This is a genomic window from Ancylobacter terrae, assembly GCF_045108345.1.
Taxonomy (GTDB): Bacteria; Pseudomonadota; Alphaproteobacteria; order Rhizobiales; family Xanthobacteraceae; genus Ancylobacter.
On the sequence record NZ_JBJGXH010000001.1, the window covers coordinates 2,612,740 to 2,625,611 of the forward strand.

The following is a 12,872-nucleotide window of genomic DNA, read 5'->3' on the forward strand; positions in this document are numbered from 1 at the left end:
GCCTCAACCAACCGTGGGCACTCTCCGATTGGCGACGCTGCGTTGTATGCAATTACCGCAAGATTGCTTGCAATCGAGGCATGAACGCGCTGATATCACGCTTAACCTCGTTCCTGACTCGGCTGTCGTTCCCGCCATTGCCGGTGGCGGGGTCGTGCGCGTCTGGTACGATGGCTGTGCCGAATCCTGTTCACCTCACGTCGCGTCCGCGGCTGCCCCAACCTTTCACGCCGCGGTCGCAACACTGTGATCAATGGTAATAAGATGCCGCGATCACGGCATCGCACGAGCTGACCGCCCCCGCCCATGCCGAGCTTGTTTGCCTATATCTGGAAGAACAGCCGGCGTGAGCAGCTCGTCATCCTGGCGATCGTGCTGGCGTCCTTCCCCTTCTATTTCGCCTCGCTCGACCTGCCGCGCCTCATCGTCTCCGACGCCATCCAGGGCCGCGCCTTCGCCGGCGGCAAGGAGACGGCGCACCTGTTCGACTACACCTTCTCCCTGCCGGGCTGGCTCGGCGGCTGGAGCGTCAAGCTGTTCGACGGCTACGACTTCGAGCGGATGGACTACCTGCTCGTGCTGAGCGGCGTCTTCCTCGTGCTGGTGCTGATCAACGGCGCCTTCAAATACGTCATCAACATCCGCAAGGGCGCGCTCGGGGAGCGGCTGCTGCAGCACCTGCGGTTCGAACTGTTCGCGCGGCTGCTCTCCTTCCCGCCGGAGGCGCTGCGCCATGTGAAGCCGTCCGAGGCGGCGACCATCATCAAGGACGAGGTGGAGCCGATCGGCGGCTTCGTCGGGGACGCCTTCATCGCGCCGGTGTTCCTCGGCGGGCAGGCGCTGACCGCGCTGATCTTCATCATCGTGCAGAGCCCCTCGCTCGGCTTCCTCGCCGCGTTCGTCGTGCTGATCCAGGCGGTGGTGATCCCGCGCCTGCGCCGCGAGCAGCTGCGCCTCGCCAAGGAGCGCCAGCTCAAGTCCCGCGCGCTGGCCGGCAAGATCGGCGAGGTGGTCGACGGCATCGGCGAGGTGGCGACCCACGGCACCTCCGCCTTCGAGCGGGCGGGCGTCGCGCAGCGGCTGGAGACGCTGTTCTCGATCCGCTACCTGCTCTACAAGCGCAAGTTCGCGGTCAAGTTCCTGAACAACCTGCTCGCGCAGCTGACGCCCTTCATGTTCTACACGATCGGCGGCTATTACGCGCTGCGCGGCTATCTCGAGATCGGCCAGCTCGTCGCCGTCATCGCCGCCTATCGCGACCTGCCGCCGCCGATCAAGGAGCTGATCGACTGGGACCAGCAGCGGCTCGATGTCGAGGTCAAGTTCCGGCAGGTGGTGGAGCAGTTCTCCAGCGGCGAGATCGAGCCGCAGGACGGCGGCGCCTCGCCGAAGGAGCCGCCGGTCGGCGAGATCGCGGTGCAGAACCTCAAGGTGGTGAGCGCGGCCGGCGACCTGCTGCTAGACGGCATCTCGACGACGCTGCCGGCGGGGGCGCACGTGCTGCTGGAGGAACGCGGCGGCGACGGCGCGCGCACGCTCGGCGCCGTGCTGGGACGGCGCATCACCCAGTTCGACGGCACGGTGCGCATCGCCGGCGTCGACCTCGCCGACCTCTCGAACGAGATCGCCGGCCAGACCTTCGCCTATGCCGGGCTGGAGACGGCGATCTTCGAGGGCAGCCTGCGCGCCAACATCCTCTACGGCCTCAACCGCGCCCCGCCGACGCTGGATTCGCGTGCCACGCTCGAGCCGCCCTGGGTGGACTACGCGGCCGCCGGCGCCACCGGTCCCGGCGACATCGATGCGCGGCTGATCGAGGTCGTCGGCATCGTCGGGTTGTCGGATTCGGTGTTCCGCTTCGGCCTGTCGAGCCGCATCGATCCCGCCCGCAACCCGGAGATCGCCGCGCAGGTGGTGGAACTGAGGCGCCGGCTGCGCAGCCGGCTGGGCAGCATGGTCGGCGAGGGCGGCCCGCTGGTCGAGCCGCTCGACCCGGCGCGCTACAGCCAGAACGCCTCGATCGGCGACAACATCCTGTTCGGCGTGGCGTTGGGCGAGGCCTTCGCGGGCGAAAACCTCGCCAGCCAGCCCTTCCTGCGCTCGGTGCTCGCTTCCGTCGGGCTGGAGGCGCGGCTCGCCGAGCTCGGCCGGCGCATCGCCGTGACCATGCTCGACATCTTCGAGGACCTGTCGCCCGACAATTTCCTGTTCGAGCAGTTCGCCTTCATCGCCGCCACCGATTTCCCCCTCTACCGCGAGATCCTCGCCCGCGCCGCCGGCGGCACGCTGAGCCCGGACGATGTCCGGCTGCTGCTCTGCCTCGCCCTCGTCTATGTCGAGCCGCGCCACCGGCTCGGCCTGCTCGACGACGAATTGCGCGCGCTCATCCTGACCGCCCGCGCTGCCTTCCGGGAACGGGCGACGCCGGAGGTGCGCAAGTGCGTCGAGTTCTACGATCCCGACCTCTACTGCGCCGCCGCGCCGCTGCGCGACAACCTGCTGTTCGGCCACATCGCCATCGCCACCGCCGCGGCGGGCGAGCGGGTGGTCGGCCTGCTGCGGCAGATGATCCTCGAACTCGGCCTCGAGAACGAAGTCTACCGGCTCGGCCTCGACCAGCCGGCCGGCTATGGCGGGCGCCTGCTGTTCCCTGCCCAGAAGACCGCCCTGAGCCTTGCCCGCTGCCTGATCAAGCGCCCGCGGCTGCTGATCCTCAACGAGGCGCTCGGCCCGCTGGGCGATACGGAAGCGCGCGCCGTGCTCGCCGCGATCCGCGCGGCGATGGCCGGGCGCATGCTGGTGGCGGTCGAGCGGCAGATCGGCAATGACGAGGATTTCGACCTGCGCATCGCCTTCAACGCCGGCCGCATCGCCGCCACCACCGGGCGGATGAGCGGCCAGGCCACCGAGGCGGCGGAAGCGCCCGCGCCGCGGCTCGACCCGGCGGTTGCCGCCGAGCGCGAGGAATTGCGGGCGCTGCGCGCGGTGCCGCTGTTCGCCGAGGTCGACATCGCCCATCTCAAGCTGCTGGCCTTCACCAGCGACCGGCAGGTCTTCGCCCCCGGCGAGGTGCTGTTCCGGCAGGGCGACAATTCGGATTCCACCTACATCCTCGTCTCCGGCGCCGCCGACATCATCATCGACACGCCGAACGGCCCGCTGAAGGTGTCGAGCGTCGGGGCCAACGGCATCGTCGGCGAGATGGGCATCATCACCGGCGATCCGCGCTCGGCGACGGTGAAGGCGACGGAGGAAGTGGTGGCGCTCCATGTGCGCAAGGATGTGTTCCTGGCGCTGATGACCGAATTCCCGCAGATGGGCCTCGCCGTGACCCGCCTGATGGTGCGCCGCCTGCAGGAAAACGCCGCCAAGGCCGCCGGCTCGCGCTGAGAAACGATCCGGAAATCCCGAGGCGTGCCGTCATCCCGCCGGAGCCGCAGGCGAAGAGCCGGGATCGCTCGCGAGGATTCCGACGCGATCCCGGACACGGCCTCCGGCCGTTCCGGGATGACGGAGGGGGATCATTTTCCGAAAGGGCTCTGAGGGGGCCGGCTCGCGCCGAGCAAGCATCCGACACCGCAACGCGCGTCTCCCGCCCGCTGTCATCCCCGGGCTCGTCCCGGGGATCCATGCCTTCCCGCCTCGACGACCCAAGGCGTGGATGGCCGGGACAAGCCCGGCCATGACGGCGCGCGTGCGTCCTTCGAGGCCCGAGCTGCGCTCGGGCACCTCAGGATGACGACGTGCATCGTTCGCGCAAAGACGTCGTCATGCTGAGGTGCCGGCCGCAGGCCGGCCTCGAAGCACGCCCCCTGAGCCGGAGGGTGCTTTCCTTACCCCCCTCACACCCCGATCGGCATCAGCGCCGGATCGCGCGTCACCGCGCGCGGGGCGGTGAGCGATTTCCACGTCGTCAGCGCCTGCGCCACCTCTGGGAAGGCCGGGCGGGGGATGAAGCGGCCGCGGCCGGGGCGTGCGCGGGAATTGCTCCCCGCCGACCATACCACCTCGCCGCGCGAAAGCGTGTAGCGCGGCAGGCCGTTCACCTTGAACCCCTCGAACACGTTGTAGTCAATGATCGACTTCTGCGTCGCCGCCGAAATCGTCTTCGAGGCCTTCGGGTCCCACACCACGAGATCGGCATCGGCGCCCGGCAGGATGGCGCCCTTCCTCGGGTAGATGTTGAGGATGCGGGCGATGTTGGTGGAGGTGAGCGCGACGAACTCGTTCGGTGTCAGCCGGCCGGTCTCGACGCCGTGGGTCCAGAGCACGGAGAGCCGGTCCTCGAGCCCGCCGGTGCCGTTGGGGATCTTGGTGAAATCGGTGAGGCCGAGCCGCTTCTGCGCGGTGGTGAAGGCGCAATGGTCGGTCGCCACCACCTGCAGCGAGCCGGCCGACAGCCCCGCCCACAGGCTCGCCTGGTGCGCCTTGTCGCGGAACGGCGGCGACATCACCCGGCGGGCGGCATAGTCCCAGTCCGGGTGGGCGTATTCGCCCTCGTCCAGCGTCAGGTGCTGCACCAGCGCCTCGCCATAGACCCGCATGCCCTTCTGCCGCGCCCGGCGGATCGCCTCATGCGCCTGCTCGCTGGAATTGTGCACGATGTAGACCGGCACGCCGGCCGCATCGGCGATCATGATCGCGCGGTTGGCCGCTTCGCCCTCCACCTCGGGCGGGCGCGAATAGGCGTGCGCCTCCGGCCCGCGAATGCCCTCCGCGAGAAACTTCTGCTGCAGCGCGGCGACGATGTCGCCATTCTCGGCATGGACGAGCGGCAGCGCGCCGAGCGCGGCGCAGCGGCGGAACGAGGCGAACATCTGGTCGTCGTCGACCATCAGCGCGCCCTTGTAGGCCATGAAGTGCTTGAAGGTGTTGACCCCGCGCGCGACCACCTCGGCCATCTCGGCGAAGATCGCCTCCGACCAGCCGGTGATGCAGACATGGAAGGAATAGTCGGCGCTCGCTTGTACGCGGGCCCTCGCCCCCCACTCGTCCATCGCCGCGATCAGGCCCGCCTCGCCCGGGATGACGAAGTCCACCACCATGGTGGTGCCGCCGGAGAGCGCGGCGAAAGTGCCGCTCTCCCAGGTCTCGGCGGCATAGGTGCCCATGAAGGGCATCTCCAGATGCGTGTGCGGGTCGATGCCGCCGGGGATGATGAAAGCGCCCTCGGCGTCCAGCACGGTGTCGCCTTTGAGGTTCGGGCCGATGGCGGCGATGGTTTCGCCCTCGATCAGCACGTCGGCGGTATAGGAGCGGTCGGCGGCGACGACGGTGCCGCCCTTGATGACGGTGGAGCCGGTGATGGCGGACATGGGTGGCGCTCCTAATCCTCGAAGTCCAGATTCATCAGGCTCGCAATGCGTTTCAGCTCCTCGCGAGACGCTTGAAGCGACGGACGGCCGGCCATCGCGTCCACCAGCGCCTCGAAGGCGAGACCGTACTCGCCGTGATCGAGAAAGTGGCGCGCCTCAGCTGCCTCGCGTGCTCCGATACCGGCGGACCATCTCGCCAGCAAAATCAGGATCGACCGCTCGATCTCATCGAAGACAGGGTTTCGGCCGGACAACGAGGCGCCCTCCTCACACGATCTCCGCCGTCTCGATCACCGCGTGCAGCAGCACGTCGGCGCCGGCGGCGGCCCATTCGGGGGTGATGGTCTCGTCCTCGTTGTGGCTGAGCCCGTCGACGCAGGGGCAGAAGATCATCGCGGCGGGCGCCACCTTGTTGACCCAGCAGGCGTCGTGGCCGGCGCCGGAGACGATGTCGCGGTGCGAATAACCGAGCCGTTCCGCCGCCGCGCGCACGCGGCCCACCAGAACGGAATCGAAGGCGACCGGCTCGAAGCCGTTGACGATCTCGATGGCGAGGCCGAGCCCGATGCCGGCGGCGACCTCGGCGGCGGCTTCCCGCACCTCGGCCTCCATCCGCGCGAGGATCGCCGCGTCGGGATGGCGGATGTCGACGGTGAAGACGACCGTACCGGGGATGATGTTGCGCGAGTTCGGGGAGACGTCGAGCTTGCCGACCGCGCCGACCGCGAGCGGGGCGTGGCTCCAGGCGATGGCGTCGACCCTCTCGATGATGCGGGCCGCGCCGAGACCCGCGTTGACCCGCTTGGGCATGGGAGTCGAGCCGGTATGCGCTTCCTTGCCGGTCAGCGTGATCTCCAGCCAGACCGTGCCCTGGCCATGGGTGACGACGCCGATGTCGCGGCCCTCGTCCTCCAGGATCGGGCCCTGCTCGATATGCAATTCGAAATAGGCGTGGGGCTTGCGGGCGCCGACCGGCTCGGTGCCCTTGAAGCCGATGCGCTCCAGCTCGTCGCCGAAGCGCTTTCCCTCGGGATCGGTGCGGGAATAGACCCAGTCGAGATCGTGGATGCCGGCATAGACGCCGGAGGCGGTCATCGCCGGGGCAAAGCGGGCGCCCTCCTCATTGGTCCAGTTCACCACCTCGATCGGCCGCTTGGTGCGGATGCCGAGATCGTTCAGCGTGCGGGCCACCTCCAGCGCGCCGAGCACGCCGAGCACGCCGTCGAACTTGCCGCCCGTCGGCTGGGTGTCGAGATGCGAGCCGAGCCAGACCGGCGCGGCATCGGGCTCGGTGCCTTCGCGGCGGGCAAACATGGTGCCCATCGCGTCGACCGTGACGGTGAGGCCGGCGGCCTCGCACCAGCGCCGGAACAGGCGACGCCCCTCCCCGTCGGCATCGGTGAGCGCCTGCCGGTTGTTGCCGCCACGCAGTCCGGGACCGATCGTCGCCATCTCCATCAGGCTGTCCCACAGGCGTTCGCCCGAAATGCGGAGATTGTCGCTCGGCGTCGTCATGGTCTCGCTGTCCTTGCACTCGCGGCGGCGCCGCACGGAAGCCGGACCCTCGCAGAGGAGGATCGCGGGGCGCAAGCCGGCAATTGGCGTGCCAATCCCGGCCGTTCAGGAAGCGTCAAGGCGCTTCACGCATATGTTGCTCGACAGCCCCGTGTGCGGTGCGGCATGAGCCGCGCGCGTGCCCGGCACGCCACCGCAGCCGAGGACGGACGCCCGAACCGCATGACGCGCCTCATCAGCCGACGCAGCCTGCTCGCGGGTGCGACGCTCCTGGTCTCGGGATCGGGCGCCTATGCCGGCTATGTCGAGCCGGCGTGGCGGCTTGCCGTCACCACCTACCGCCCGCGACCGGCGAACTGGCCGGACGGCTTCCGCCTGACCATCGCCGTGCTGACCGACTTCCACGTGGGCGAGCCGGTGATGGGGCTCGGGCGGGTCGACCAGATCATCGACCAGACCAATGCGCTGAAACCCGACCTCATCGTCCTACTCGGCGACTACCCCAACAACAACATGCTGGCGACGCGGCTCGTGCCGCTGCCGGACTTCGCGCGCCGGCTCTCCAATCTGAAGGCCCCGCTCGGGGTGTGGAGCGTGCTCGGCAATCACGACTGGTGGAGCGACGAGGAGGCGATGCGCCGGCGCCGCGGCCCGACCAACGTGACCCGGGCGCTGGAGGCGGCCGGCATACCCGTGCTGGAAAACCAGTCGATCCGCCTTGTCCACAACGGCCAGCCGTTCTGGCTCGCCGGGCTCGGCGACACGCTGGCGTTCTGGGAGCGGGATATCGGGGCATTCGAGGACCTGCTGATCGGCATGCCCCGTCCGCCGGGCAAGCTCGGCATCGACGATCTCCCGGCCACCCTCGCCCAATGCACGGACGCCGCGCCGGTGATCCTGCTCGCCCATGAGCCCGACATCTTCGTGCGCGTGCCCGCACGGGTGGCGCTGACCCTGAGCGGGCACACCCATGGCGGGCAGGTCAGCCTTGCCGGCTGGTCGCCACGCGTGCCCTCGGTCTATGGCCGGCGCTTCCGCTATGGCCAAATCGTGGAAGACGACCGGCACCTCATCGTCTCAGGGGGGCTCGGCTGCTCCAAGCTGCCGATCCGCTTCGGGGTGCCGCCGGAAATCGTGAAGATCGAACTCGGCGCCGCCTGAGCGCACGCCGCGCCGGCGCCGGGTCTCATGGTTTGACAGGCCGTGAACCCGTCATCCCGGAACGGCCGACGGCCGTATCCGGGATCGCAGGGGCGGTCCGGCGCGCCATCCCGGCGCGCGGGGCTCGCCCGCATCCGGGATGGCGGCGTCTCAGGCGCTCAGATCGTCTGGTTGTAGGCGCCCACTTCCGGGTGGGTGCGCAGCACGCCGTCCACCGCCTTGAAGATATCGTGCATGCGCTGCTCCGACGCCGGGCTCTCGACGACGACGACGAGCTCCGGCTTGTTGGAGGAAGCGCGCACCAGACCCCACGAGCCGTCTTCGACGGTCACGCGCACGCCGTTGACGGTGACGAGATCGCGGATCGCCTGACCGGCAACCTTGTCGCCACGGGCGGCCGCCTCCTGAAAGTGCTTGGTCACCGCGTCGACCACGCCGTACTTCTTCTCGTCAGCGCAATGGGGCGACATGGTCGGCGACGACCAGGTCTTGGGCAGGGCGTCCTTCAGCTCCGACAGCTTCCTGCCCGGATTGCGGTCGAGCATGTCGAGGATGGCGATGGCGGAGACGAGGCCGTCGTCATAGCCGCGCCCGATCGGCTGGTTGAAGAAGTAGTGGCCGGACTTCTCGAAGCCGACCAGCGCGCCGCTCTCGTTCACCCGGCGCTTCATGTAGGAATGGCCGGTCTTCCAGTAGTCGGCCTTGACGCCGTTGGCGATGAGCACCGGATCGGTGACGAACAGGCCCGTCGACTTCACGTCGACGACGAAGGTCGCGCCGGGATAGATCGCGGACAGGTCGCGCGCCAGCATGACGCCGACCTTGTCGGCGAAGATCTCCTCGCCGGTCTCGTCGACCACGCCGCAGCGATCGCCGTCGCCGTCGAAGCCGAGACCGACATCCGCCCCGGAGGCGAGCACCGCATCGCGCATGGCGTGCAGCATCTCCATGTCTTCCGGATTCGGATTGTACTTCGGGAAGGAGTGGTCGAGCTCGGTGTCGAGCGGCACCACCTCGACGCCGAGCGCCTCGAGGATCTTCGGCGCGAAGGCGCCCGCCGTGCCGTTGCCGCAGGCGGCGACCGCCTTGATCTTGTGCTTCAGCTTCGGCCGATTGGTCAGGTCGGCCATGTAGCGGGCCGGGAAATCGGTGACGAACTCGTAGCCGCCCGAGGGCTTCAGCTTGAAATCGGCGGCGAGCACGATCTCCTTCAGCCGGCTCATCTCGTCCGGGCCGAAGGTCATCGGGCGGTTGACGCCCATCTTCACGCCGGTCCAGCCATTGTCGTTGTGCGAGGCGGTGACCATGGCCACGCAGGGCACGTCGAGCGCGAACTGGGCGAAATAGGCCATCGGCGAGAGCGCGAGGCCGATGTCGTGCACCTTCACGCCGGCCGCCATCAGGCCGGTCGTCAGCGCGTATTTGATCGATGAGGAATAGCCGCGGAAATCGTGGCCGGTCACGATCTCCGGCCGGATGCCGAGCTCGTGGATCAGCGTGCCCAGGCCCATGCCGAGCGCGGTGACGCCCATCAGGTTGATCTCCTGGCCGAACAGCCAGCGCGCGTCATACTCCCGGAAGCCGGTGGGCTTCACCATGGGCTCGGATTCATAGGCAAGCGTGTTCGGAAGAAGGCGGGGCTGGGGTATCGGAAACATGCGTGTGACGTAGCTCCATGAAGAGGATGGCATCGCCTTTATAGCGGCTTCCCGCGTCCGGCGAATGTAGGTTCAGGCGAGGCTGGCGGCGTGCGCCTCCGGGCGATCGGCAGCCGCGACGGCCGGGGTCGCGGGCGGGAAGATGGTGGCGAGCCCAGCGAGCTGGCGCGCGTTCCAGGCCTGCGCCGCGGCAAAGGCCCGCTCGCCGCCGGCGCGACGCTCCTGCTCGCTGCGGGCGAAGCGTACCACCTCGGCGGCGAAGGCGGCGGCATCGCCATCGTCCACCACGGCGAGGCCCCCGGCGAACTCAGCCGATATGCCGCGCGCGCCCGCACGCGTGGCGACGGTGACGACGCCGCTCGTCATGGCGTCGAGCACCTTGATGGCGATGCCGGTGCCGATCAGCATCGGATTCAGCGCGATCGGCGCCACCCGGAAGGCGTCGATGACCCGGTCCACCCGGCCGAGCTTCACGATGGCAGGATGATCGGGCGCCTGCCCGGCGATGGTGCCGGCGATGTAGAGCCGGAAATCGGGCAGTTCGGCGAGGATGCGCGGCAGGATATCGTCGATCAGGAACCGCAGCGCATCGACATTGGGAATGGACTTGCCGCCGAGGAAGACGGCGCCGAGCGGCGTGAAATCCGTCACCCGCTCCTCGAAGGTGGCGATGTGGCTGACCGTCACCACCCGCGGCGGCGGAGCGCCGAGCTGACGCCGGAACTCCTCGGCCTCCTCGTCCTGGATGGCGATTACGACATCCGCGCGCCGCATGCCGCGCGCCTCCTCTTCCGGCGAGACCGAATACCAGTAGTCCGCCACGGTAGCGTCCTTGGGGAACTGCAGGTGGCGGTCGGCGAAAGCATCATGGGTGTCGATCACCCGCAGCGTGCCGGGCGCGCAGGCTTCGAGGGCGCGCGAATTGAACACATATTCCAGCAGGACCGCGTCGGGGCGCAGGCGATCGAACAGGGCGCGCAGTTGCGGCAGTTGCTCGGGGTAGAAATATTCGTCGAGCCGGAGGCGCTGGTGGTTAGGGACGCCGAGCCACTTCTTCAGGCGCCGCAGGCGCGTGCGCACCGCGCGCTGCGCCCAGTATATGAATGTCGGCAACGGATAGCGCACCAGCTCCGTGTAGCTCGCAATGCGCGGATCGTCCGCATAGGCCTGCCGGTCGACGATCTCGGGGCCGACGGTCATCTGCACGAAATGCACCTCGTGGCCGAAATCGGCCAGCGCATGGACGAGGTTGAGGGTGCGTCGGCGGCTCCCTTCGATGGTCGGGTACAGGGGAATCACCGAAAGCACTGCAATTCGCATTATCGACGTCTCCCGGCGACGCGGCCGCAGCCGGCCGCATCATTGGCAAAGCGTGGGTACGAGGCCATCTCACGCGGCATGTGAGGCATGAGCCATGCGGCGGAACTGGGGATGCTGCTCGATGAGCTGCTGGTAGGAGCCGATGCCGGTGACCCGGCCCTGCTCCATCACCACGATGGCGTCGCAGCGCTGAACGGTCGACAGCCGATGCGCGATGAGCACCACCGTCTTTGTCGCGCTCAGCAGGCCGACGGCGCGCATCACCTCGTTCTCGGTCAGGTTGTCGAGCGCGCTGGTCGCCTCGTCGAAGATGATGACCGGGGGATCGGTGTAGAGCGCGCGGGCGATGCCGAGCCGCTGGCGCTGGCCCCCGGATAGCCGGACGCCGCGCTCGCCGGTCTCCGTCGCATAGCCGTCCGGCAGTTGGCCGACGATATGGTCATGGATCTGGGCGATCCGGCACACGGCCTCCACCCGCGCCTGGTCGATCGCGGCCGGCGGTACGCCCATGGCGATGTTCTCGCGGATCGAGGCATCGGCCAGATAGATGTCCTGAGGCACATAGCCGACCGACCGCCGCCAGGCGCGACGGTTGGCATCCGTGATCGGCAGCCCGTCGACCAGGATGCGGCCCTGCTGCGGGACCAGCAGGCCGAGCATCACGTCGGCGAGCGTCGTCTTGCCGGCGCCGGTGCTGCCGACGATCCCCACGCTGGTGCCCCGGCGGATATCGAGGCTGACGCTGGCGATGCCGACGCCCGGGGCGCCCGGATAATGATAGCTGACCTCGTCGAGGCAAAATCCCCCGCGCAGGGGCAGCGGCTCGACCGGCGAGGTGTCCGGCCGGCGGCCTTTCAGCATCGCGAAGTCCCGCAGCAACGCCTCGACCGCGTGCCCGGCGAAGCGCAGATTCGCCCAGCTGTGGTAGATGTTCTGTATGGCCGGCAGCATGCGGTAGCCGGCGAAGGCATAGAGCCCGAGCATCGGCAGCACGGCCCCGAGCGCCGAGCCTTCCGGCCCCGGCGGCGCCCGCAGCAGCATGACCAGCGCGGCGGTGATGATGCCGCCGAACGCGAGCGCCTCCATCGCGTATTTGGGCAGCATGGCGACGATGGTGGTCAGCGCCATCTCGCGGGCGAAGCGGTGGGACGGCGCGCGGAAGCGGTCGAGGTAATAGGCTTCGCGGCCGAGCACATGGATATCCTTGACGGCGCCGAGCGCCTCGGTGGCGATCTGGAACCGCTGCCGGTTCGCCGCGCTCCGGCCCGCGCCGCGCCGGTCGAGAAAGCGGCGCACGACGGCGACGATGACGAGGTAGAAGCAGCCGGCGAGCGCCGCCATGACGAGGGTCGCGAGCGGGTTCGCCAGCAGCAGCAACGCGAACATCGTCACCAGCACCAGCGACTGCGAGACGATAATGCCCATCGGCAGCAGCGCGCGGTCGATCACCATGTCGACTTCGGACATGATGGTCTTGGCCAAATCGCCGGTATGGCGGCGCATGAAGAACTCGTAGGGCTGGCCGAGATAGCCTTCGAGCAGCCGGCTGGCGAGGCTGTGGCGCCGCATCTGGAAGAACAGTTCCTGCGCGTAGAAGGTGACGCTGCGGAGCACCGCGCCGAACACCAGCAGGCCGAATGAGGCCAGGCCGAGGACGATGAGGAAGCCGTCGCGGGAGGCGACGCCGCTCAGCACATAGGCACGCCGAAGCCATTCATTGCTCTCGACGAGCCCCGGATCGGCGAGGACGGCGAGGAAGGGGACCACGGAAGCGACGCCGATCGCCTCGAACAGGGCCATGGCGCACATGAGCGCGAGGACGATCGACCCGCGGCGCCATTCGTGTGGCGTCAACACGGCGAGGGTCTTCCTCCAGATCACCCAATGCTCCCCTGCCCGACCA

Annotated in this window: 8 protein-coding genes; 2 read left to right on the forward strand and 6 right to left on the reverse strand. The window is 68.7% G+C overall.

What is annotated here, in order from left to right; translation table 11 throughout:
• Positions 1-306 precede the first annotated feature (306 nt).
• On the forward strand, positions 307-3,390 hold the full coding sequence (locus ACEUEL_RS12630) for a cyclic nucleotide-binding domain-containing protein (RefSeq protein ID WP_405705588.1): 3,084 nt from the start codon (positions 307-309) through the stop codon (positions 3,388-3,390).
• A 452-nt stretch (positions 3,391-3,842) separates the two neighbouring features.
• On the opposite strand, the gene hydA is transcribed toward ACEUEL_RS12630, so the two are convergent.
• Genes hydA through ACEUEL_RS12645 form a run of 3 tightly spaced genes read right to left on the reverse strand, consistent with a single transcriptional unit; the run spans position 3,843 to position 6,830 of the window.
• Entirely contained in the window at positions 3,843-5,315 is a 1,473-nt protein-coding gene (gene hydA / locus ACEUEL_RS12635; protein WP_405705591.1) for a dihydropyrimidinase, read from the reverse strand.
• Positions 5,316-5,326: 11 nt separating this feature from the next.
• Entirely contained in the window at positions 5,327-5,569 is a 243-nt protein-coding gene (locus ACEUEL_RS12640) for a hypothetical protein (protein ID WP_405705594.1), read from the reverse strand.
• A 13-nt stretch (positions 5,570-5,582) separates the two neighbouring features.
• Complete coding sequence (locus tag ACEUEL_RS12645) at positions 5,583-6,830, reverse strand: Zn-dependent hydrolase (protein ID WP_405705596.1); 1,248 nt, start codon at positions 6,828-6,830, stop codon at positions 5,583-5,585.
• A gap of 222 nt (positions 6,831-7,052) precedes the next feature.
• Here ACEUEL_RS12645 and ACEUEL_RS12650 point away from each other — a divergent pair, with 222 nt between their 5' ends.
• Positions 7,053-7,991: a metallophosphoesterase gene (locus tag ACEUEL_RS12650; protein WP_405705599.1), complete on the forward strand. Its 939-nt coding sequence runs from the start codon at positions 7,053-7,055 to the stop codon at positions 7,989-7,991.
• A 158-nt stretch (positions 7,992-8,149) separates the two neighbouring features.
• On the opposite strand, the gene ACEUEL_RS12655 is transcribed toward ACEUEL_RS12650, so the two are convergent.
• The 3 genes from ACEUEL_RS12655 to ACEUEL_RS12665 all read right to left on the reverse strand — a co-directional run bounded on the left by ACEUEL_RS12655 (position 8,150) and on the right by ACEUEL_RS12665 (position 12,850).
• Positions 8,150-9,649, reverse strand: coding sequence for a phosphomannomutase/phosphoglucomutase (locus ACEUEL_RS12655; protein ID WP_405705601.1), 1,500 nt, complete (start codon positions 9,647-9,649; stop codon positions 8,150-8,152).
• A 72-nt stretch (positions 9,650-9,721) separates the two neighbouring features.
• On the reverse strand, positions 9,722-10,969 hold the full coding sequence (locus ACEUEL_RS12660; RefSeq protein ID WP_405705604.1) for a glycosyltransferase: 1,248 nt from the start codon (positions 10,967-10,969) through the stop codon (positions 9,722-9,724).
• Positions 10,970-11,038: 69 nt separating this feature from the next.
• Entirely contained in the window at positions 11,039-12,850 is a 1,812-nt protein-coding gene (locus ACEUEL_RS12665; RefSeq protein ID WP_405705607.1) for an ABC transporter ATP-binding protein, read from the reverse strand.
• Between the last annotated feature and the right edge of the window lie 22 nt (positions 12,851-12,872).